This is a genomic window from Dyella nitratireducens (genome assembly GCF_014642835.1).
In the GTDB taxonomy this organism is placed as follows: domain Bacteria; phylum Pseudomonadota; class Gammaproteobacteria; order Xanthomonadales; family Rhodanobacteraceae; genus Dyella_B; species Dyella_B nitratireducens.
This window is the reverse complement of sequence record NZ_BMJA01000001.1, coordinates 323,308-345,929: the sequence shown is the minus strand read 5'-3', so window position 1 is coordinate 345,929 and position 22,622 is coordinate 323,308. Positions and strand designations below refer to the sequence as shown.

Sequence of the window (22,622 nt, the reverse complement as noted above, 5' to 3'; positions counted from 1 at the left end):
AGACTCGTCGTCCCGGCGAAAGCCGGACGTAGCGCGAAGCGCGGAGAACGTCCGAATGGACGGCCCCGAAGGGGTGAGCGAAGCGAATCACCCAGCGACTTGCAGATCGTCAAAGACACTGGACCCCGGCGTTCGCCGGGGCGACGAATCGCTAGCGTTGAATTTGCTGGCAAAAATAGGGGCTTCGATTGCGTGGCGGATGCCTATCTAGAGCGCGGCGAATTTTCCCCGGACAGCAGTGGGCCTTCGCCGGAATGACAACGAGGGAAGACATGATCTGCGGCAAAAAAACATGACCTGTGAAGCATGCAAGCAGGCCATCAATCCTTCATGATGCGCTGTCCTCCCGCTGGAGATGCTCATGACCGATCGCCGCAATTTCCTCAAAACCAGCCTGCTGGCCACGTCGGCATTAGCGCTGCCACGCCTCTCCCGCGCCTCTGCCACCGTGGCTGGCGCCGTCCCCGGCAACGTCGGCGCACGTGTCGTCTCCACCTGGGATTTCGGCGTACCTGCCAACCTCGCTGCGTGGGCTGTGTTGGGGAAAGGCGGCAAGCCGCTGGATGCGGTGGAGAAGGGTGTGATGGTGCCCGAATCGGATCTGCACAATCACAGCGTGGGCCGTGCGGGCTATCCTGATCGGGATGGCCACGTCACGCTGGATGCCAGCATCATGGACGGCGACGGCAGCTGTGGCGCGGTGGCGGCGCTGGAACATATCGGCCATCCGATCAACGTGGCACGCAAGGTGATGGAGAACACGCCGCATGTGCTGCTGGTTGCGGATGGCGCGCTGGAATTTGCCTTGCAACAAGGCTTCAAGAAAGAAAATCTGCTCACGCCCGAATCCGAAAAGGCTTGGCACGAATGGCTTAAACAAGCCAAGTACACGCCGGTGGCCAACAGCGAGAATATCGATTACCACCGTAGCTTGCAGAATCTCGGTATGCCGGGCGGCAAGAACAATCACGACACCATTGGCATGCTAGCGGTAGATGCCAACGGCCATCTCGCCGGTGCCTGCACCACCAGCGGCATGGCGTGGAAGATGCGCGGCCGTGTGGGTGACAGCCCGATCATCGGTGCGGGCTTGTACGTCGACAACGAAGTGGGTGCTGCAACGTCGACCGGTGTCGGCGAGGAAGTGATCCGCAACGCGGGCAGCTTCCTGGTGGTGGAGTTGATGCGCCAAGGCCGCAGTCCGCAGGAAGCGTGCGAGGAGGCCGTGCGCCGTATCGTGAAGAAGCGCCCGGAGGCCACGAAGGAAATGCAGGTTGGCTTCCTTGCCTTGCGGCGTGATGGCGAGTGTGGCGCCTATGCCATCCAGAAAGGCTTCACTTACGCCGTATGCGATAAACAGCAGCAAGATCGCCTGCTTGCATCGCCCAGCCTCTACCAGACGACTTACACCTGATGTCTCGACAACCCTTGCTTGAAATCGCCGCCGGTTCGCTGGCTTCCGCTCTCGCCGCGCAAGAAGGTGGCGCCGATCGCGTCGAACTTTGCAGCAGCCTGGCCGAGGGTGGTATCACGCCGTCATACGGCATGCTGGCTGTTGTGCGCGAACGTGTCCGTATTCCGGTGTATGTGCTGGTGAGGCCACGCGGCGGTGATTTTCTTTATGACGATGTTGATTTCGACATCATGCAGCGTGACATCGAAACGTGTGCCAGCTTGGGTTTTAACGGCGTGGTGATCGGCGCGCTGAATGCGGAGGGGTACGTTGATCCGCGTTGCCGCGAATTGATGAACGCAGCTGGCAAGCTGGGCGTGACGTTCCATCGTGCGATCGATGCCAGCGCAGATTTGAATCGCGCGCTGGATGACATCATGGGGTTGGGCTGCGAGCGTGTGCTTACGTCGGGTGGATGCGCGAATGCCTTGGCCGGTGCGCAGGTGATTGCGGGTCTGGTGAGGCAGGCCGGTGAGCGGATCAAAGTGATGGCCGGGGCGGGCATTCGCTCGGGCAACTTGGCCGAGGTGGTCCGACTGACCGGCGCGCATGAATTTCATGGCTCGGCGCGTGCGGTGGTGAAGTCCTCGATGCGGTATCTCAATCTGGCCTTGAAGGATCTTGCGCCGGATATCGAGCAGAGCAGTGTGGAGGAAGTGCGGGCGATGAAGGCGCAGCTTGCCGGGTAGGTTGGGGTGCAAACCCAACATCGCCATGCCTGTCATCCCGCCATGTTGGGGTTTGCACCCCAACCTACGAGAAGCGGATATCCCGGCAATGAAAAAAGCCGGCGTTTCCGCCGGCTTTTTCTGTACCAACCCGATGCTCGCCAGGCCTTAGGCCAGCTCGCGAATCTTGGCGTTCAGGCGGCTCTTGTGGCGAGCGGCCTTGTTCTTGTGGATCAGGCCGCGAGCGGCGTAACGATCCATCACCGGCTGGGCAGCCGCAAACGCTTCCACGGCGGCAGCCTTATCCTTCGCCTCGATCGCCTTGACGACCTTGCGCAGGGCACTACGAACCATGGAACGGGCGCTGACGTTGCGCAGGCGATGCTGCTCGGACTGGCGCGCGCGCTTCTTCGCGGACTTGATGTTGGCCAAGGTAGAACTCCGGAATGAATACTGGGCTGGAAAAAGGCGGCAATTATGGCGTCATTTTGCCGATGGGTCAAGTGGTTAAGCGCGGCGCTCTTTGTTCCCTCTCCCTCTGCGGAGCGGGCGGGCAATCTTGCCGTGACCTCTCGTGCTTTCATAAGGAGCACAGATAACATCCTGGCAAGATTCGCCCCCCACCCCCAACCCTCTTCCCCAAAGGGGAGAGGGGGAAGAGCCCAGGACCCTGCCTCCGCATGAAATCCCCCAGCATGTTACGCGGGCTGCTCTCTTTCAGCAGCATGACCATGGTTTCGCGCGTGCTCGGGCTGCTCAGGGATATCTCGATCAGCCACGTGTTCGGTGCCAATGTCGCCACCGATGCGTTCTGGGTAGCGTTCCGTATTCCCAATTTCATGCGCCGCATGTTCGCGGAAGGTGCATTCTCAACCGCCTTCGTGCCGGTCTTCACCGAGGTGAAGGAAAAGGGCACGCACGCCGAGTTGAAGGAGCTGATGTCGCGCGTGGCTGGAACGCTGGGCGGCGTGCTGCTGGTGGTCGCCGCGCTGTGCGTGCTGTTCGCGCCGCAGGTGGCGACTGTATTCACGCCGGGGGCGGTGGATGAGCCGCACAAGTTCACGCTCACTGTCGAACTGCTGCGGCTCACCTTTCCGTTTCTGCTGTTCGTCTCGCTGACGGCGTTGGCGGGTGGCGCGCTCAACAGCTTCCATCGCTTCGGTTTGCCGGCGCTTACGCCGGTGATTCTCAACCTATGCATGATCGCCGGTGCATGGTGGCTGTCGAAGCGTCTGCAGACGCCGATCCTGGCGATGGGTTGGGCGGTGCTCGTCGCAGGCGTTTTCCAGGTGCTGTTTCAACTTCCTGCGTTGCGCAAGCTCGATCTGCTGGCTTTGCCGCGCTGGGGTTGGAGCCATCCGCAGGTGCAGCGGATCATGCGGCAGATGGTGCCGACGCTGTTCGGTTCCTCGGTATCGCAGATCAATTTGCTGTTCGACACGGTGATCGCTTCGCTGCTGATTTCCGGTTCGCAAACCTGGCTGTCGCAAGCCGATCGTTTTCTTGAGCTGCCGCTGGGCGTGTTCGGTGTGGCACTAGGCACGGTGATACTGCCATCGCTGTCGCGCCATCACGTCGCTACGGATCACGAAGGCTTTTCCAAGGCATTGGATTGGGGCTTGCGCACCACGCTGCTGATTGCCGTGCCGGCCATGTTTGGGCTGATGCTGTTGGCCCAGCCATTGGTTGCCACGCTGTTTCAGAATGGCCAGTTTCGACCGTTCGATACGCGCATGACCACGCTATCGGTGACTGCGCTGAGTTTTGGTGTGCCGGCCTACGCACTGGTGAAAGTGCTGCTGCCCGCGTTCTATGCGCGCAAGGACACGCGCACGCCAGTGCGCGCCGGTGTCACATCGCTGCTTTCCAACATGCTGCTCAATGGTGTGTTTCTGCTGACGCTCTACACGCTTTGGGCGCCTGTGGCATTGAAGGCCGGTTCATTGCTGGATGGTTTGTCGAAAGTGCCAGGACTGCATCTGGCATTGGGCATGGCCAGTGCGATAGCGAGCTACGTCAACCTGGCACTGTTGTGGCGTTGGCTGCGGCGGGCGGATATCTATCAGCTGCAGCCGGGATGGGGGCGTCACCTTACGCGGCTGACGCTGGCTTGCACGGCGATGGTCGCGCTCTTGTTGCTGGGGCGCTGGTACTGGCCGGATTGGACGCAGCTTTCGGTGGCCGGACGCGTCTGGCGCCTGGCCCTGCTGGTCAGTGCGGGCGGTGCGACCTATGTCATGGTGTTGTTTGCTACCGGTTTTCGTCTGCGCGATTTGCAACATGACTGAACGCTATAATCGCCGGATGATGAAACTGTCCCGGGATGTCGCGGGGCCGTGCCTGGCCCCCGGCGGCAGTGTGGTTGCGGTCGGCGCTTTTGATGGCCTGCACCGCGGCCATCAAGCCTTGCTCAGCGAAGTGCGCCAACGTGCGCAGGCACTCGGCTGCACGCCGATCGTAGTGAGCTTCGAACCGCTGCCACGCGCTTATTTCTCCAAGGAGCCGGTGCCACGCCTGTCGAGCGTACGTGAAAAGCTGCTGGGCTTCGCTGCGGCCGGCATGGAACACACGCTGCTGCTGCGCTTCAACCAGGCGTTGACGGCCATGTCCGCGGAGGACTTCGTGCAGCGCGTGCTGATCGACCGCCTCAAGGTGCGGGAGGTCTGGGTTGGCGGGGATTTCCGTTTCGGCCACAAGCGCGCCGGCGATGTAGCCATGCTGGAACGCATCGGCAAGGAACGCGGTTTTGTCGCGCACACCATGCCCGCTGTGCTGCTGGACGGCGAGCGCGTTTCTGCCAGCCGGGTGCGAGCATTGCTGGCAGCCGGCAATTTCGGCGCCGCAACGCCGCTGCTGGGCCGGCCCTTCGTGATCGAGGGCAAGGTCGAATACGGCAACCGGCTCGGCCGTGAGTTGGGCTTTCCCACTGCCAACATTCATCTGCGCGACCGCGTGACCCCGGTGCACGGCATCTTTGCCGTACGCGTGGGGCTGGGTGAGGGCGAATGCAGCTGGCCGGCCGTAGCCAGCCTGGGTACGCGGCCCACCGTCAACGAAGTGGCGGAGCCCCTGCTGGAAGTGCACCTGTTCGATTTCGAGGGCGATCTTTACGGCCAGCGCATGGCGGTAGAGCTGGTGGCCAAGCTGCGCGACGAGATGAAATTCGACGGACTCGACGCATTGAAGGAACAAATGCGGCATGATGCGCGTTCCGCCCGGGAGATCCTTGGGATGAACCCGGCATTGATCGACGCGAACCAGGCCGCATCATGAAAGGCACCATGTCCAGCTTGCACACTCCGTCCACGGCACCCGCCGCGACGATCATTATTATTTGACGCACCCGCCGAAGCGCGTGCGCTTGCCGCCGCGCGCGGCGGGCAGATAGCACGAGGCTTCGGTTCCCTCCGGGCATCGAAGCGGAATCACCGTAACCACGGCACCCGAGCGATGACCCAGGACTACAAGAGCACCATCAACCTGCCGCAAACCACCTTCCCGATGCGCGGCGACCTGCCCAAGCGCGAACCGGGCTGGCTGGCCGAATGGGAAAAGGTAAACCGCTACGCGCAGATCCAGGCCAAGACGGCCGGACGTCCCATGTTCGTGCTGCACGATGGCCCGCCGTACGCGAACGGCGCCATCCATCTGGGCCACGCGATCAACAAGATCCTCAAGGACGTGGTGGTGAAGTCCAAGCTGCTGGCCGGCTATCACGCACCGTATGTGCCGGGTTGGGATTGCCATGGCATGCCGATCGAAATCCAGATCGAAAAGCAGTTCGGCAAAAACCTCCCCACCGGCGAGGTGATGAGCAAGGCGCGTGCTTATGCCAACGAGCAGATCCAGAAGCAGAAGGGCGATTTCAAGCGTCTGGGTGTGCTGGGTGAATGGGATCGTCCCTACCTCACCATGGCGCCGCAGAACGAAGCGGGCGAAATCCGCGCGCTGGCCGAGCTGCTGCGCAAGGGCTACATCTATCGCGGCCTGAAGCCCGTCAACTGGTGCTTCGACTGCGGCTCCGCGCTGGCCGAAGCGGAAGTGGAATACGAAGACAAGACCGACATCGCCATCGACGTCGGTTTTGCGTTCGACGATCCTGCTGCGGTGGCCAAGGCATTCGGCTTGGAGAAATTGCCCAAGCCCAACGGCCAACTCGTGATCTGGACCACCACGCCGTGGACGATTCCCGCCAACCAGGCGCTCAACCTGCATCCGGAATTCAGCTACAGCCTGGTCGACACGCCGAAAGGCTTGCTGATACTCGCCACCGATCGCGTCGAAGAGTGCTTGAAGACGTACGGCGTGGACGGCCATATCGTCGCCTCCGTGGAAGGCCATGAGTTGGGTGATCTGAAATTCCGGCATCCGCTGTATGCGGTGGATCCTGGTTATGCGCGTCTTTCGCCGGTTTATTTCGGTGACTACGTCACGCTGGATACCGGTACCGGCATCGTGCACTCCGCACCCGCGTACGGCGTGGAAGACTTCCAGTCGTGCAAGGCCTACGGCATGAAGGACGCCGATATCCTCAATCCGGTGATGGGCAATGGCGTCTATGCCTCCTGGCTGCCGCTGTTCGGCGGCATGTTCCTATGGAAGGCCAATCCCAAGATCGTCGAAGTGCTGGACCAGGCCGGTTCGCTGCTGCACCAGAACAAATACGCGCACAGCTACATGCATTGCTGGCGCCACAAGACGCCCATCATCTATCGCGCCACCTCGCAGTGGTTCGCCGGCATGGACATCACGCCGAAGGACGGTGGCAAGACGCTGCGCGAGACGGCGCTGGAAGGCGTGGAGGTCACGCAGTTCTTCCCGGCGTGGGGCAAGCAGCGCCTGCATAACATGATTGCCGATCGTCCCGACTGGACGCTGTCGCGCCAGCGACAGTGGGGTGTGCCGATGGCGTTCTTCGTTCATCGCGAAAGCGGCGAACTGCATCCGCGTACGCCGGAGTTGCTGGAGGAAGTGGCCAAACGTGTCGAGCAGCATGGCATCGAAGCGTGGCAAAGCCTCGATCCCGCGGAACTGCTGGGTGCGGATGCCGAGCACTACGAGAAGAACCGCGACACGCTGGATGTGTGGTTCGATTCCGGCACCACGCACTGGCACGTGCTGCGCGGCTCGCATGCCGACGTGCAGCATTTCCCGGCCGATCTTTACTTGGAAGGTTCGGACCAACATCGCGGCTGGTTCCATTCCTCGCTGCTCACCGCATCCATGCTCGACGGCAAGCCGCCATACAAGCAGTTGCTGACGCACGGCTTCACCGTCGATGCGCAGGGCCGCAAGATGTCCAAGTCATTGGGCAACGGCATCGAGCCGCAGGACATCATGAATCGCCTTGGCGCGGACATCCTGCGCTTGTGGGTGGCGTCGACCGATTACCGCTACGAGATGTCCTTGTCGGAGGAAATCCTGAAGCGCGTGTCGGATATGTATCGCCGCATCCGCAACACCGCGCGCTTTCTGCTCGGTAATCTCGATGGCTTCGATCCGGGCAAGCATCTTGTGCCGGTGGAGCAGAGCCTGCTGCTCGATCAATGGGCGGTGGCGCAAGCCTATGAGCTGCAGCAAGCCGTGCTGGCTGCGTACGAGCGCTACGACTTCCCCGAAATCGTGCAGCGTGTGCAGAACTTCTGCACCAACGAGATGGGTGCGTTGTACCTCGACATCACCAAGGACCGTCTCTACACGATGCCGACGGAAAGCCTCGGCCGGCGCAGTGCACAGAGCGCGATGTATCGCATCCTGGAAGCGCTGGTGCGCTGGTTGGCGCCCATCTTGAGCTTCACCGCGGAAGAAATCTGGCAGCTCATGCCGGGTGAACGCGGCGAGAGCGTACTGTTCGAAACCTGGTACGGCGGATTGGCGAATACGCAGGGCTCGCCGGAGCAGCGCCGTTACTGGGCCGACTTGCTGGCGATGCGTGACACGGTGTCACGCGTGCTGGAGGACATGCGCAAGGCCGAAAAGATCGGTGCCGCACTGGAGGCGAAGCTGGTGCTGCATGCGGATCCTGCGACGACGGAGCGCTATGCGGCGACGGTGGACGAACTGCGCTTCTTCTTCATCACCTCCGAGCTGAGTTTTGCGCCGCTGCAGCCGCATCCGGCGGATGCGACGGTGTTGCAGCTCGAAGGTGGTGGTGAGGTGTATGTGTCCGCCAGCGTGAGCGATGCGGCGAAGTGTGTTCGCTGCTGGCATCGTCGCGAGGATGTGGGCAGCCATGCGGAGCACCCGGAACTTTGCGGGCGCTGCGTGAGCAATGTGGACGGGCCGGGCGAAGATCGTCGCTGGTTCTGATTGCCGTCCACTGCTCCTTACGGCGTTGTTTCTCCGCGCCGTCATTCCCGCGAAAGCGGGAATCCATTTTGCTCCTCGGCGAAAGGCGGCAATGGATTCCCGCTTTCGCGGGAATGACGGCAAGGTAAAAATGGCGCTTCGAGGTAGTGTGTAGAAGATCAGCTTTGCCTCCGGAAGTCTTTTAGAGAACACCCATGCACCCCAAACCCAACGCACTTCCCTGGCTGCTGGTTTCCGCCCTAACCATCGTCCTCGACCAGCTCACCAAGTGGTGGGCTTTGACGTCACTGCAGCCGGAGGGCATGCCGCATCCAGTCATCCCCGGCTTCCTCAACTGGACGCTGGCTTTCAACACCGGGGCCGCCTTCAGCTTTCTCGCGCAGAGCAGCGGCTGGCAGCGTTGGTTTTTCGTGGTACTGGCAGTGGCGATTACCGCCGCGCTGCTGGTGTGGCTAACGCGTACGGCGCGCCGCGAATGGCGTACTGCCTTGCCATTGTCGCTGGTGATCGGCGGAGCGTTGGGTAATCTGGTCGACCGCCTGCACGCCTCGCAGGTCACCGACTTCATCCAGGTGTACTACCACGATTGGTACTACCCGACTTTCAACGTCGCTGATTGCGGCATCTCGGTCGGTGCCGTGTTGCTGATCCTGTTTGGTTTGCGGTCTGCCAAGTAGGTTGGGGTGCAAACCCCAATATCGTCATGCTGATCACGTCCAAGCGGTGAGGAAAATCCGGCGCGGGTCGCAGGGGAGAATAATCACGACTGCGAACACCGCGCCGGTTCTTAATCAAGGCGTCGTGGCGGGCGCACCTGCTATTTGCCATGAAAACATCAGGAACGATGTTGCGGTGAGATCGATAGCGGGTTCATCGGTCGAATAGGACTGCACATTGTCCTTGTATACGGCACCACTACCGTTGAATGCCTTGTACGAATCTTCGCCATTGGGAGGGCAGGTAACCATGCCATCCAGTGAACCGGAAGATGCGGCATTCGTCGGCCCTTCCACGACGGCGCCACTAAGTATCGGCGACATGCCGTTCGTGCTGCCGACGATGTTCGCTACCTGGTGCTGCATGCAATAGGGGAACAGCGAGCCATCCCCGACGATGAACGACAATCCCCATGGGTTGGCACCAAGCACGTTGGCCATCCAGCGACGGGCATCGGTCGCATAACTGCCCGTCTTGGTGAGCGAATAATATTCGCGTGCCATGATGGAAAGGCCGGCCTCGTGCGAAACCGTGTCACTGCTGCCCCAGGCCCATGGTGTACCAAATGGATCTTTCGACTGCGACACCGACGTCTGGATCTGATTGGCGATGTCGCTTAGCAGATCGGATTGCGTCACGGCCAATCCACTCGGGTTGCCCGCCAGCGTTATCGCGCGGTACAGATCAAAATGCGCCAATCCGCTGACGTCGTAGAGATTCAGGGTGTCCGAACCGTCGTTCGGCCCGGTGATGTAGTTGTGCGCCCAAGTGGCAGCTTGCTGCAGGTAGTAACTCGGGTCCGTGTGGGGTAGCCCCGATGGGAGCCCGCCGCTCTGAAGTGCAAAATAGAGTTCCGTTGCACCGAGTTCCATATCGTCACGCCATTCGGTTTCGGGATAGAAATCGTTGGGGGCGACAGTAAGCAAGGTTCCTGGCGACGTATTGGCGAGATCGAAAATATGCTCGGCCGATCTCAAGCATTGATTTGCATACGACGTATCCGTGTTTTTGAAAACGTAGTAGCAAAGCGCAAAATCGGCGGCCAGGCGACCTGCCAGATTGGGGCTGATCTTTGATCCCGCACTCCCTGCAACAAAAACCGGCCGATGGCGAATGTACTGATAGGTGGAATCCGATCCGCCATACGTATCATCGGCTTGCGGAAGTCGCCAGATGTCGTGGTCACTCTGGTAATTGGCGTTGGTGAAATCCGTGCCGATGCCTACCTGGTAGTACAGCGTCTCGGAATTGTCGTCCCACATTTTTTGCAGCCAATCCAGGCCGAATTTCGCCTCATTGGTGAAATCGGAGTTGGAACTCGCACCCATTTGCGCGGGGAAGTCGCGAATCCCCACCAGCATCAGGGCGACGACGTAACTATGGGTTTGCACAAACTTCAGATAGTCACCGGCGTCCCACCAGCCGCCTGACGCATCGATCGTCGCGCCGGTGGCGCTCAAGCTGCTGGTGATGTTGTCATTGCTGTCGAAGGCCGGTGTTTTGTAGACCGTCGCATTGGCGTCGTTCAAATGCCCAGGGGCCGTGCGTAAAGCCGAAGAGATGTAATTCGCACCGTCACGTTCGTTTTGATAAAACGACAACGCATTCGCCACGCCTTGCGAGTAGAGATTGCTGGTAGTGTTGACGCTGAATGGCGGCGAATTGGCAGAAACGGTTCCGCTCACGGAAATATGGTACGAGCCGGGCGTAGAAAGAGTGAAGCTGATGGGATAGACGTTGTAGCTGCCCCACTTCCCGGAGGTCGCGCTAACGTTCCCGGTAGCAACGGTGCTGCCGCTGGCATTCTTTATCGCGAAGGTTTCGCCACTTATGGACGATGTGGTCATCAGATAGGCTTCGGCGCTAAGCGTCGATTGATAACCGATCAGATTGACTCGGATATACGACGCCGCTTGCGCCGGGTTGGCGGCCAAGGGGATCAGCACACTTGCCAGTGCCGCGCTTACGGCGCGGCGTATCAGCCGCTGGTGGTTTTTGCGCGCATCGAAAAACATGATGAATTCTCCTCATTCTTGATGGCGTAATGACGCCTCTGGAATAGGTGGCGCTACGCTTGCCGCAGCGCGGCCGTTATCCGTTCGCGTTGGGCGAGGCGTCCGCTACTGGGTGATCTGGTTGAAAACACTGGAGTAGGCGTAGCCATCTCCTTTGTCGTAACCATCTACTTCCCAGAAGGCCAGCTCTTGCACGCCATGGGATGCTGCGAAGTTTTCCAGCGACTGAGCGTCCGACAACGAGAAGAATTCGTTGTCATCATTTTGCCCGGCGATCGGCGTGAGCCCGAGTTTGGCGTAAGCCGCCGAGGTGGAGATGCCATAGAGGCTGGCCAATTGCGCGGCCGTCGCTTTAGCCGCGGATTCCGCATCCTTGAGCGGGTTTTGACCATCACCGAAATCCATGGTCATGATGTTGACCAGGTTGACCTTGACGCCGTTGTCGATGGCATTTTTCAAGATATCAAGCTCGTCACCGGGAAGACCGTCCGGGTTTACCGGAAGGGTGTAATCGATCTTGAGCGATGAATTTTTGGCTTGCAAAGCAGCCAACGCCTTGTTGCGCCGGGTGTTGGCGGCGGTGTCGTCGACAGCGTCACCTTCAATGTCGAAATCGAGCCTGGTCACGCCATAGGCACTGATCACATGGTTATAGGCCGTGGTGAGCTTGCTGACCGATGTGCAGGATTGAGCGAGTTCCGTGCTTCCTTCTCCACCGAAAGAAAGGATCACGTTGCCCCCGGCCGATTGCAGCGTTTTTACAGCTGAAACAAAGGTATTGGGTGAATCGGAGCCCGCTTCCCATTGAAGTTGGCAGCCCGATGAAGCGGTGAGAAATGCCAATGTATAGAACTTATCGCCCGTTGCATGCATATCCGCTTTCATGTCACCCGTATCGCTGCTGTCGATTTGCAGATAGGGCGCGGCATAGTGCGAAGGAAAATTGACCGCATAACTTGGTGCGGCCAAGAGCAGGCTCGCGAAAGACATGAAGCGAACACGCCGTGTGAAAGCCATGGAGCAGTTTGATCTGGACATCGCTGACATCCTTCGTAGTGGGTTGATAGAAATGACGCATTGCGAGTAACACCGGCGAATGCCGTGGAAACGTGTTGCCTTGCTACGTATCCCCGTCCCATAAAGGCGGTACGCCGATCACCCTGGCATCGATCTGGCGCATGTCATGCGTGGTCATGGTTGTCCGGCCACGTTTTGTTTGGATCTACAAAGCTCCCTTTATCGTTTTTGGTTTTGCGGAAATTTCAGCGCTGGTGATTTTGTCGAGCATGCGCTCGCTCACGGCGACGCTTTGCACGTACCTCAGGTCCACTTTTGAGGGCAGAGAGATTGGCGGCGGCCCGCTGCCGACGGCATGGGTCAGGCACGAAAAGGAGAAAAGTGCGCAAAAGAGGGTGGTGCGTACTCGCATGACTCATGTCGATACTCGCGTAGGGACGCAGTGGTTATGGAAGTACGTGCTCCCTCACGGCCGTCATTCCTGCGAAAGCAAGCCCGCGCCCCAAGCAGAGCACATCTTTTATATTAATTCAAGTTGAAGAAATTAATTGTCGAGGTGCCATCCTTGGCGTGAAGATGCCGGCGTCGCCAAGGAAGTCGCGGTGCTCACGACTCGTCGTCCCGGCGGACAGCGAGCCCTCGCGACCTTCGGCTTCTCAAAGGCACTGGGCTCCGGCGTTCCCCGGGGCGACGGTGATGGAAGTAACGTTCATCCCAGCAGGACAACATCCCTAGCGATGCACACGCCTTCCAAGCCCAACAAGCCCACCACCGGTACCAATCTCGAACACGCACGGCTGCACAATCGGCGCGTGGTCCTGGAGGCCATCCGGCAAGCCGGCCGCTTGACCCGCGCTGACTTGACGCGCATCACCTCACTGACCGCGCAGACCATCTCCAACATCGTTGCCGAGTTGCTGCACGAGGCGAAGTTGTTCGCTCACGCACCGGAAAAGACCGCTCGTGGCCAACCGCCCATTCCGCTATCGATCAATCCGGATGGCGGCTACTCCATCGGCTTCCATGTCGAGCAACACCAGGTCGTCGCGGTCTTGCTGGACTTGAAGGGCACAACGCGCGGCCGGCGGGTGTTCGCCGTGAGCTATCCCACGTTTGCCGAAGCGCTGCCGTTGCTGATGAAAGGCGTTGATGGTTTTCGGCGCAAAGTGTCGACAGAGCGTCTGCTTGGCATCGGCATTGCGCTGCCGGGTCCGTTTGGCGTGCAGGGGATGAGTGCGGTTGGCCCGACCAGCATGCCCGGATGGGATGATCCGCAAAGCCTCGCCGCCCTGCGCGACATGAGCGGGCTGCCGGTGTTGGTGGAGAACGACGCCACCGCCGCCGCGATGGGCGAACGCCTCTACGGTGTGGCCGGAGGCCTGAAGGATTTTGGCTATCTGTTCGTGGGCCATGGCCTTGGCTCGGGCCTTTACCTGGACAACCGGCTCTATTCGGGGCATTGGCGCAACGCCGGCGAAATCGGCCACGTCGTGTTTACACCCAACGGCAAGCCCTGTTATTGCGGTAAACAGGGCTGCCTGGAACGTTATGTGTCAGGTGCGTCCTTGCTGGAGCATTTGGGCACAGGGGCCGATCGCAATCTGAGCGACCTTGATCTATCCGAGCGCCAGCATGCCGCGGGTGTCGACCGCTGGCTGGCCGAAGCGGCTCCTGCGCTGCGTCACGCCGTCGGCATGCTCGAATCCCTGCTTGATCCGGAAACCGTGCTGGTCGGCGGCACGCTTTCCGACGACATCCTCGGACGCCTGGTCGTGCAGGCGCATCCCTTATTCCCCTCAGTCAGCGTCCGGGAAGAACGCACGCTAGCTCGTCTGCAGTTAGGCACGGCAGGACATGATTGCGTCGCCCTTGGTGCTGCCGCGCTGGTCGTGTTGGCAGAACTCAGCCCTGATTACCATGCCTTGCTGAAGGCCTAGTCGTGATGGCCGCGTTCCATGACCGGCCGCCTTGCACGAAAGTGACATAAACAGTCGATTGCCCTATTGCGGCATGTGAGTAGCGTCACAATCTTCTGCGTGTTTTGGTTTGTGAATGCATTGTGAAATAGTACCTTTTTGCCCGCCAAAACAGCCATTTACGGGCGCTTTTTCGCGTTGCATAAACCAGTCTCCAGGCATGCACTGTTTCACGTCTGAAACGTCTGCCCCCTGAAAAGCTCTCCCTTTTCCCTGGCCTGATTCTTGCCGCACTACTCCTGTAACAAAGGGGGTTCGAAGGAGCAGGGGACTCAATGCTTCACCGGACTTTTGATTCTTCACGTTGGGCGCGAGAGCGGCACTGGCGATGGGAAAGCGCGTGCAAAACGAAAAGGAATCCACGACGCGGGCAGCGACGTTGCGGCGTGCGACGCTGGCGGTGCTCGTTGCGCTTGCGTTGTGTTCGGCTTGCGAAGCCGTGACCGCCCAAGCTACGCCCGATCGCGAGGCCCTGCTGGCCCAGGCCCGTTCCGAGCGCGCTGCCGGGCATCGCGTGGAAGCGCTAGCGCATTGCCAGGATGTACTGGCCCGTTGGCCCAACGACCGCCATGCGCAACTGCTGGCCATCCAATTGCTGTCGGAGCTGGGTGGCGCCGCGCGTGCCAGGGAACTGGCAGCAACGCTTTCGCCGCCGCTCAGCGCAGCCGAGCGCGAAAAGCTCCAGGCCGATTACGCCTCGCACGAGGTGCGTTGGGCCAAAGGCATTCCCGCTGATGCCACCAAGCCCTATGCGGATGACGACAATGCCACCGCCGACATCCAGCGCATTGCGGACGATTCCGCTGCGCCGGCGGATATTCGCCAGCGTGCGCAACTCGATTTACTCGTGGCCTTGGATCAGGGGGATCGCGCCAAGGAAGCATTGGCCGACTACGCCCAACTGAAGCAACAAGGCGTGCAGCTGCCATCCTATGCGGAAAACGCCGTGGCCGATGCCATGCTGCAGGAACACCGGCCGCGTGAGGCCGTGGCGCTATACCAAGACAGCATTCGCCGCGATCCAGGCCCATACCCGCCGGGCGACATGGATCCACGCATCGGCCTGGCTTCGGCGTATCTCGATGCGGGACGCACACGCAAAGCGCTCGCGATGATCGACACGCTGGCAGCCGACGAACCACGCTGGCTGCACACACCTGGCGTTCGCGGCGCCAGGCAGAATTCGCGCAGGGTCGATGCCGACTCCAATGCTATTCAGTTGCATCAAGACGCGGGCCAGCTTGCCGACGCCTATACGCATCTGGCCGCCATGTGCGCCGAAGCGCCCGGCAATGCCGACCTGCGGCGCCAATTGGCCATGGCGGAACTCGCGCGCGGCTGGCCGCGCCGCGCCGCGGAAACCTTGAAGATCGCCGATACACTCGAAGACGAACACGACGCCAACGCCGAGCTGGACGACGTTGCTGTACGGAGCGCGGTGTACGACTACGCCGATGCGCAGAAAGCGCTCGACCAGGCACAACAGCAAGCCGGTCGTAGTGGCCGCGTGCAGGATGCGATCGACGCATGGCATCGCCAGCTTGGCTGGCAATTCGATCTCACGCACGACAACGGCTGGGGCAACAGCCCCGACTACGGCGATCGCGATCAGGAAACGCAGGCCACGCTGGCCAGTCCATTGATCGACGATCACTGGCGCGTGCTGGCGTTAGCGCGCGCTTCGTCCGCCGCTTTACCCGAGGGCCACGTCGCGAGGGATCGCGGCGGCCTCGGCCTGCAGGGTTTCATGACCGATCTGTCGTTCTACGTGCAGGCGTTGCCTGCGGCAGATCGCTACGTGCGTCGCACCGATTTTGAAGCGGGTTTCAATTGGGCGATCAGCGATCAGTGGTCGTGGTCCACCGATTGGGCCAGCGCCGGTCAGGATGTTCCGTTGCGTGCGCAGTACTACGGCATTACCGGCAAGACCTTGAGCACCGCCGTGCAGTGGCGTGCGAGCGAACTCACCTCTGCGCGCCTGGCGCTGTATCGCGATTCATTCACCGATGGCAACCTGCGCAAAGGTTGGTTGGGAGATTTCGTACAGCGCCTGCATACCGGACCCAACCTGACCTTCGACGGTGGCGTGGAAATCGGCGGCTCCACCAATAGTGAAACGAATCGTCCGTATTTCAATCCCGCATGGGATCGTTCCTACGCGCTGACCGGCGTACTGCAAAACGTGCTCAACCAGTACGACGACCGCGTCTGGAATGAACGTTTCGACTTCAACTTCGGCCGCTACCAGGAGCGCAATTTTGCGACCGGCTGGATGGCTAGCGCGCGCTACGGGCAACTCTTCCAGCCACATGCCGGCCTGCGTTTCGGCTGGGGTGTGAGCTGGCACTGGCAACCCTACGACGGCCGGCACGAATCGCGTGTCGTGCTGGACGTATCCATGCATTGGGGAGAGTAGCGATGCGCTTGGTCCTGCTCACCTTGCTTCTGTTCATCATCGCACCGCTGGCGTATGCCAATGAGTTCGTGCCGGATTCATCCGTGATCGTGCTCACCTATCACGACGTGCGCGACGACGTCGGCTTGCAGGGCGATCGCGATCCGGATGCCACCAGCACGGATCACTTGATCGCGCATTTCGATTGGTTGAAAGCCAACGGCTATCACGTGGTCAGCCTCGATCAAGTGATCAAGGCGAAACAGGGCGGTGCGCCGCTGCCGCCGCATGCCGTGCTGCTCACTTTCGATGATGGCCTGGAGAGTTTCTACACGCGCGTGTATCCGTTGTTGCGTGCCTACAACTATCCAGCCGTATCGGCGCTGGTCGGTTCGTGGATGGACATGCCGGCCGGCCAGAAGATGCCGTACAACGGCGGGCCATGCTCGCGGGATTGCTTCTTGACCTGGGACCAGGTGCGCGAGATACAGCGTTCCGGTCTGGTCGAATTTGCCTCGCATACGTGGGATCTGCACGAAGGCATCACTGCCAACCCGCAAGGCAACCAACTGCCTGCGGTGGTGACTCTCGAGTACGACCCGCACACGAAAAGCTATGAAAGCGTGGCGGCCTACACGGCTCGCGTGCGCAAGGACTTGGCGCATAGCGCCGAGGAAATCGAGCAGGCCACCGGCCATCGTCCGCGCGCGGTCGTCTGGCCCTACGGCGCCTATAACCAGATTGCCACGCAGGTAGCCGCCAGCGAAGGCATGAGCGTGTCCTTCAGCCTGGACGATGCCATTCCGGTGACGCCGGACGATCACACGCTGCCGCGTCTGCTGATCAGCGGCAACATCAGCGCCAATCGTCTTGCATGGCTGATCCGCCATCACACTCGTGTCGATCCCGTGCGCGCCGTACAGGTCGATCTCGATTACGTCTACGATCCGGATCCGGCACAGCAGGAACGCAATCTGTCGCATCTGCTCGATCGCATCCGCCGCATGCATCCGACTCAGGTGTGGTTGCAGGCGTATGCCGATCCGAAAGGCGATGGCGTCGCGGAGTCGGTGTATTTCCCGAATCGCCATCTGCCGATGCGCGCGGATCTGTTCTCGCGCGTTGCCTGGCAATTGCGCACGCGCGCAGGAGTACGCGTGTATGCCTGGATGCCGGTGCTCGCCTTCCGCTTTCCGGATGCGCCGAATCTGCCGTCGCTGGGTGGTGAACCCAGGCCGGGTGGTGATCACTATCGCCTGGCGCCATGGGATCCGCGCGTGCGGCAGATGATTGGCGATGTGTATGAAGACCTCGCCATGCACGCCGACGAAGCTGGGCTGCTGTTCTCCGACGATGCCTATATCCGCGATACGGATAATCTTGGTCCGTGGTCGAACCAATCGCCTGCCGAACGCACGGCTGCGCTGATCGACTTCACGCAGGAACTCACCTCACGAGTCCGGCGTTGGCGGCCGGAAGCGAAAACCGTGCGCAACATTTACACACGGCCGATCTTCGATCCGAAGTCAGAAGCATGGTTCGCGCAGAGCCTTCCTGCATTCCTGGCCAGCTACAACCTCACCGCCATCATGGCGATGCCGCAACTGGACAAACAGGACGATACGGCACGCTGGTATCGCGCTCTGGCCGCACGTGTTTCTGCCGCAGGCCCACATGCGATGGACGGTGCCTTGTTCGAGCTGGCTACACACGACTGGCGAACCAGCCAACCGATTTCCAACGCAGACATCGATGCGCGTTTCCACCTGCTGCAGATCGAGGGCGCGCGTCACCTCGGCTACTACCCGGACGATTTCATTCAGAACCATCCGCAGCTCGAAGCGGTCCGCCCGGCGATTTCCATCGCTGACTACCCCTATCCGGAGCGATAACCATGCATGCCCATGCGCTCCAAACGCTGCTCAATTTCGCTTTCTTCTATCCGCTGGCGATGTCGCTGATCTGGATGAGCGGCGGCCTGATCTATTTCTTCCGTTGGGAACGCAGGGAGCCGTCGCGCGTGAAGCCGCCGCCGTTGCCGTCGTACCCGCTGGTATCGCTGATCGTGCCTTGCCATAACGAAGGCGCGCACGTACGCGAAACCATCGAGCAGTTGGCGAAGCAGACGTACCCTCACTTCGAGATCATCGCGGTAAACGACGGTTCCACCGACGACACCGGCGCACAGCTCGATCAATTGATGAAGGAAATTCCGGAGCTTCGCGTGCTGCATCTGGCGACCAACCGCGGCAAAGCCACGGGTTTGCGTGCCGCCGCGCTGGCTTCCAAGGGCGATTACCTGGTGTGCATCGATGGCGATGCCTTGCTCGATAGCTACGCCACGCATTGGCTGGTGATGCACATGCTGGAAAGCCCGCGCGTGGGCGCGGTCACTGGCAATCCGCGCATCCGCAACCGCACGACCTTGCTGGGCCGGCTGCAGGTGGGCGAGTTCTCGTCGATCATCGGGCTGATCAAGCGCGCCCAGCGTGTGTACGGGCGCATCTTCACTGTTTCCGGTGTGATCTCCGCTTTCCGCAAGTCGGCACTGCACGATGTCGGCTACTGGAACACCGACATGGTGACCGAAGACATCGACGTGAGCTGGCGCCTGCAAATGCGGCATTGGGAAATCCGCTACGAACCCAATGCGTTGTGCTGGATATTGATGCCCGAAACGTTTCGCGGCTTATGGAAGCAGCGCCTGCGCTGGGCGCAAGGTGGTTCCGAAGTACTGCTGCGCTATGGCCTGAAACTGCTGCGTTGGCGCCAGCGCCGCATGTGGTTGGTGGCGTTCGAGTACCTCGTCAGCCTGGCGTGGTCGTTCGATATGGCGGCAATCGTCGTGCTGTGGCTGCTTGGCCAGGTGATTCACATGCCGCCTGCGCTGCACGTGCCTGCGCTGTTTCCGGAATGGAACGGCGTGGTGCTGGGCATGGTGTGCATGCTGCAGTTCATGATCAGCCTGCTGATCGATCGGCGCTACGAAGCGCGCATCGGCCGCAATTACTACTGGATGATCTGGTATCCGCTGGTTTATTGGATGTTGACGACCGCTACGTCCATCGTGGCGTTGCCCAAAGCCATCTTGAAGCGCAAAGGCACGCTGGCGATCTGGACCAGTCCTGATAGGGGGATCCAATGAAAGCTGACTTCATCATCAACCGGCCACATCGGCAGCAGCCGCTGCAGCGTGGCCTGTTCGCCGTCGTCACTATCGTGGCGTGGACGCTATGGATATCGCTGTGGCTGCCGGTGATTACTTTCTTCGCCTGGCTGTTCGGCCTGGGCGATGCGTACAAGCAGTTGGGCCTGATGCATCCACTGCACGCGGCCAACGACCTGAGCATGGTCATCACCATCGCGGCGGTCTGCGTGCTGATGATGGGGTCATGGTCGCAATACAATCGCTTTCGTTTTGCAGGCAAGCAACGCCGCCGCGGCAACCGTGCGCTGGATATCGCGGAAATGGCGCCTGTGTTGTCGGCATCGCTGGAAACCGCGAAGGAGCTGCGCGCGAGGCAGCGTTCGGTGATCCGCTTTGGACAGCATGGCGAGATGTTCGTGGATACCGGTTGCGACTGAAACGGGCTCGGTCTAGCGCCCAAACGGGGGCAAAGGTCCAGGCTGGCTATCGCATCGGAACCGCGTATATTCCGGCGATTCCCTAGGGATGCTCTGATCTATTCCACGTACCCGTCACCGCACGGTATGCGCCTCTCACGGTGTTCCGGCGGTGAAGGCAGACTGGCTGTCTGTCGAGACGACGGGACACCGTGAGAGGCGCATACCGTGCGGCCCCAACAGGTTGAATTTAAAAGATGGGGTGACGTCCAGAAGGCCCGCAGGCTGCACCGTGCGGCTTGAACAGACGGCCAGTCTGCCCTGCGCCACACGGCACACCCTGCGGGCCTTCTGGACGTCATGCCGGGTGCGTGGAATAGATCAGAGCATCCCTAGTGATCGCTGATGCCCGTGAAAGCGCTCGACCTCGATGCCGTCAAAGCCTTCGTCTTTATTGCCGACCTGCAAAGCTTCACGCGCGCGGCGGAAGTGCTCGATACCACGCAATCCGCAGTTAGCTTGAAGCTGCGGCGCCTGGAAGAGCAGCTTGGCCGCCGCTTGCTGGAGCGTACGCCACGCCAAGTGCGCTTGTCGGCGGAAGGCAGTGTGTTTCTCGACGCGGCGCGTTCTCTGGTCGGGGCACATGAACGCGCCATGGCGTCGTTCCAGGTGGAGCAGCGCCGGCTGACGATCGGCATCAGCCAATTGATCGTCGGTAGCGAGCTGCCGGCGCTACTGCGCCGCATGAACGAGCATGATCCCAAACTGCTGATCGAAATGCGCGTGGCCGGCTCGCGCGAAGTCATGCAGGCGTATGAGGAAGGCACGCTGGATGCGGCGCTGGTGTTGCAGGCGGACAACCGCCGCCATCAAGGCGAAACCATCTTCACCGAAAACTTCGTTTGGATCGGCGCGCCGAACTGGGCGCTTCGCCCCGGTCAGCCTCTGCCGCTATCGACCCAAGGTGAGTCATGCGGTATCCGCGCTGCGGCAGTACGTGCGCTTGATGAAGCCGGCATTGCATGGACGGAGGTATTTATCGGCAAGGGCGCAGCGGTGGTTGGTGCAGCCGCCGCGGCAGGATTGGCAATCGCCGTGATGGCACGGCGTACGGCACCAAGCGGCACCATCGATATCGGGCCGGCCTTGTCATTGCCATCACTGCCGAGTCAGGAAGTAGTGCTGTACTCCGCGCTCAATGACCGCCGCTCGCGCAATGCGATGCGTACGCTTGCGGAGGCATTCAAGAGTCTTTCTGCTTGATTGAGTGTTGAAGCGCCTGAAAAAGACAAAGGCCGCATAAGCGGCCTTTTATCGATTGGTACCGGTGATAGGACTTGAACCTACACTCTGTCGCCAGAAGCGGATTTTGAGTCCGCCGCGTCTACCATTCCGCCACACCGGCAAGTGCGAACGCCTATTATGCCGGTTTCAGTTCACCGGGTCGAGACTCAATTTACGATCCTGGCGCTCGTAGCAGTGGCCGCCGTCCTTGGGCTGGAACACGGCGCAGTGGGTCATGTTGCCGGAGTAGATGTGCAGGCTGACCGCAATGGTGTCGTCGCTGGGATTGCGGATGGTGTGGTATTCGTGCGGCGGGATCAGGCTGCCGGCGGAGCCAGGGCCGGCCTGGATGGAGCCGACCGGCTGGAAGCGGTACAGGTCCTCATGGCCGCCGGCGGGCAGTTGTTCGTATTGCACCACTTCCAGTGCGCCGCTCCAGACGCCTTCCACGCACCACATGCCGCAATGGTCGTGGATCGGGGTGCCCTGGCCGGGCGCCCAGGTCATGGCCACCACGCAATAGCCGTACTCGTCGCTGTGATAGAGCTCGCGGCGCGCGTAGCGGTTTTCGGCGGTCTCGAACACGCAGGCGGGCAGGATGATTTCCTGGCTTTGGATCAACTTGCATAGGCTGTTGCGCAGGCTGTCGGTGATGGCAGGCGTGGAGCCTTTGGCGACAGCCGTGTCGATCGCCTGAATGAGTTTCCGACAGCCGGGGAATTCTGTGGTGAGCATCGAAGGTCTCAGTAAATCTGAAAGGCTTGCCACCCATGAAGGCCGGGGTGTTGACGCCGGCTTGAAGCTTCTCTGCTAGCCTTGCCCCGAACCAATCCGAGGGGGAGCGTCACATGGGTGTGATGGTGATTGTAGCGTACCGTCCGAAGCCGGGGTGCGCGGAGGACCTGGAGGCCCTGGTTCGTGAGCATGTGCCGTGCCTGCGTACGCTAGGGCTGGTTACCGATCGGCCTGCACAGGCGATGCGGGGCTTGGACGGCATCATCGTCGAGGTGTTCGAGTGGAAGGACGGCGCCATCGAGGATGCCCATGCAAGCGCGCGTGTCGTGGATCTGTGGGAGCGCTTTGCCGCCGTCTGCGACTATGTGCCGCTGCGCGAGCTGCCTGAGGCGGAGAAGATGTTTGCAGAGTTCAGGTCGCTGGAGCTGCCGGCCCAGGCGCTGTCATAGGTGCGAAAGCTGGTGCTGTAGGTTGGGGGAGCGGCGTACG

Annotated in this window: 18 protein-coding genes and 1 tRNA gene; 14 read left to right on the top strand and 5 right to left on the bottom strand. The window is 60.7% G+C overall.

Features of this window, described 5'->3' with window-relative positions:
- The first annotated feature begins 361 nt into the window (after window positions 1-361).
- The gene (locus tag IEX75_RS01670) at window positions 362-1,414 is read left to right on the top strand and encodes a glycosylasparaginase (protein WP_188792522.1); all 1,053 of its coding nucleotides are present in this window, start codon (window positions 362-364) and stop codon (window positions 1,412-1,414) included.
- The gene (locus IEX75_RS01665) at window positions 1,414-2,142 is read left to right on the top strand and encodes a copper homeostasis protein CutC (protein ID WP_188792521.1); all 729 of its coding nucleotides are present in this window, start codon (window positions 1,414-1,416) and stop codon (window positions 2,140-2,142) included. The genes IEX75_RS01670 and IEX75_RS01665 overlap by 1 nt, the downstream gene beginning before the upstream one ends.
- Before the next feature lie 147 nt (window positions 2,143-2,289).
- Here the strand turns inward: IEX75_RS01665 and rpsT are convergent, their stop codons facing one another.
- On the bottom strand, window positions 2,290-2,553 hold the full coding sequence (rpsT, locus tag IEX75_RS01660) for a 30S ribosomal protein S20 (protein WP_188792520.1): 264 nt from the start codon (window positions 2,551-2,553) through the stop codon (window positions 2,290-2,292).
- Between the two features lie 263 nt (window positions 2,554-2,816).
- Here rpsT and murJ point away from each other — a divergent pair, with 263 nt between their 5' ends.
- The 4 genes from murJ (at window position 2,817) to lspA (ending at window position 9,107) form a co-directional block, all read left to right on the top strand.
- Window positions 2,817-4,409 (top strand): murein biosynthesis integral membrane protein MurJ, encoded by a 1,593-nt coding sequence (gene murJ, locus IEX75_RS01655; protein ID WP_188794283.1) that lies wholly within the window; start codon window positions 2,817-2,819, stop codon window positions 4,407-4,409.
- A gap of 16 nt (window positions 4,410-4,425) precedes the next feature.
- Window positions 4,426-5,394 (top strand): bifunctional riboflavin kinase/FAD synthetase, encoded by a 969-nt coding sequence (locus tag IEX75_RS01650; RefSeq protein ID WP_188794282.1) that lies wholly within the window; start codon window positions 4,426-4,428, stop codon window positions 5,392-5,394.
- A gap of 177 nt (window positions 5,395-5,571) precedes the next feature.
- The gene (ileS, locus tag IEX75_RS01645; protein ID WP_188792519.1) at window positions 5,572-8,430 is read left to right on the top strand and encodes an isoleucine--tRNA ligase; all 2,859 of its coding nucleotides are present in this window, start codon (window positions 5,572-5,574) and stop codon (window positions 8,428-8,430) included.
- Window positions 8,431-8,624: 194 nt separating this feature from the next.
- Entirely contained in the window at window positions 8,625-9,107 is a 483-nt protein-coding gene (gene lspA / locus IEX75_RS01640) for a signal peptidase II (RefSeq protein WP_188792518.1), read from the top strand.
- Between the two features lie 114 nt (window positions 9,108-9,221).
- On the opposite strand, the gene IEX75_RS01635 is transcribed toward lspA, so the two are convergent.
- Together IEX75_RS01635 and IEX75_RS01630 are read right to left on the bottom strand one after the other, a co-directional pair.
- Window positions 9,222-11,162 carry a glycoside hydrolase family 9 protein gene (locus tag IEX75_RS01635; protein ID WP_188792517.1) on the bottom strand — a complete coding sequence of 647 codons (1,941 nt, stop codon included), beginning with the start codon at window positions 11,160-11,162 and terminating at the stop codon, window positions 9,222-9,224.
- 105 nt (window positions 11,163-11,267) lie between these two features.
- Window positions 11,268-12,200 carry a glycoside hydrolase family 18 protein gene (locus tag IEX75_RS01630; RefSeq protein WP_229720593.1) on the bottom strand — a complete coding sequence of 311 codons (933 nt, stop codon included), beginning with the start codon at window positions 12,198-12,200 and terminating at the stop codon, window positions 11,268-11,270.
- Between the two features lie 140 nt (window positions 12,201-12,340).
- Between IEX75_RS01630 and IEX75_RS24050 the strand changes: the two genes are divergently transcribed.
- From IEX75_RS24050 to IEX75_RS01600, 7 genes are all read left to right on the top strand, one after another.
- Window positions 12,341-12,718, top strand: coding sequence for a hypothetical protein (locus IEX75_RS24050; RefSeq protein WP_229720592.1), 378 nt, complete (start codon window positions 12,341-12,343; stop codon window positions 12,716-12,718).
- A gap of 198 nt (window positions 12,719-12,916) precedes the next feature.
- Complete coding sequence (locus IEX75_RS01625; RefSeq protein WP_188792515.1) at window positions 12,917-14,116, top strand: ROK family protein; 1,200 nt, start codon at window positions 12,917-12,919, stop codon at window positions 14,114-14,116.
- Window positions 14,117-14,495: 379 nt separating this feature from the next.
- Complete coding sequence (locus tag IEX75_RS01620; protein WP_188792514.1) at window positions 14,496-16,571, top strand: tetratricopeptide repeat protein; 2,076 nt, start codon at window positions 14,496-14,498, stop codon at window positions 16,569-16,571.
- 2 nt (window positions 16,572-16,573) lie between these two features.
- A complete protein-coding gene (gene pgaB / locus IEX75_RS01615) occupies window positions 16,574-18,442 on the top strand; it encodes a poly-beta-1,6-N-acetyl-D-glucosamine N-deacetylase PgaB (RefSeq protein WP_229720591.1) in 1,869 nt (622 codons plus the stop codon).
- A 2-nt stretch (window positions 18,443-18,444) separates the two neighbouring features.
- On the top strand, window positions 18,445-19,695 hold the full coding sequence (pgaC, locus tag IEX75_RS01610) for a poly-beta-1,6-N-acetyl-D-glucosamine synthase (RefSeq protein ID WP_188792512.1): 1,251 nt from the start codon (window positions 18,445-18,447) through the stop codon (window positions 19,693-19,695).
- On the top strand, window positions 19,692-20,135 hold the full coding sequence (pgaD, locus tag IEX75_RS01605; RefSeq protein WP_188792511.1) for a poly-beta-1,6-N-acetyl-D-glucosamine biosynthesis protein PgaD: 444 nt from the start codon (window positions 19,692-19,694) through the stop codon (window positions 20,133-20,135). Before pgaC ends, pgaD begins: the two co-directional genes overlap by 4 nt.
- A 384-nt stretch (window positions 20,136-20,519) precedes the next feature.
- Window positions 20,520-21,377 (top strand): LysR family transcriptional regulator, encoded by an 858-nt coding sequence (locus IEX75_RS01600; protein WP_229720590.1) that lies wholly within the window; start codon window positions 20,520-20,522, stop codon window positions 21,375-21,377.
- A 56-nt stretch (window positions 21,378-21,433) separates the two neighbouring features.
- Here IEX75_RS01600 and IEX75_RS01595 read toward each other — a convergent pair.
- Together IEX75_RS01595 and IEX75_RS01590 are read right to left on the bottom strand one after the other, a co-directional pair.
- A tRNA-Leu gene (locus tag IEX75_RS01595) sits at window positions 21,434-21,519 on the bottom strand.
- 26 nt (window positions 21,520-21,545) lie between these two features.
- The gene (locus IEX75_RS01590; RefSeq protein WP_188792510.1) at window positions 21,546-22,133 is read right to left on the bottom strand and encodes a cysteine dioxygenase family protein; all 588 of its coding nucleotides are present in this window, start codon (window positions 22,131-22,133) and stop codon (window positions 21,546-21,548) included.
- Between the two features lie 113 nt (window positions 22,134-22,246).
- Here IEX75_RS01590 and IEX75_RS01585 point away from each other — a divergent pair, with 113 nt between their 5' ends.
- A complete protein-coding gene (locus tag IEX75_RS01585) occupies window positions 22,247-22,582 on the top strand; it encodes a hypothetical protein (RefSeq protein ID WP_188792509.1) in 336 nt (111 codons plus the stop codon).
- The last annotated feature ends 40 nt before the right edge of the window (window positions 22,583-22,622 follow it).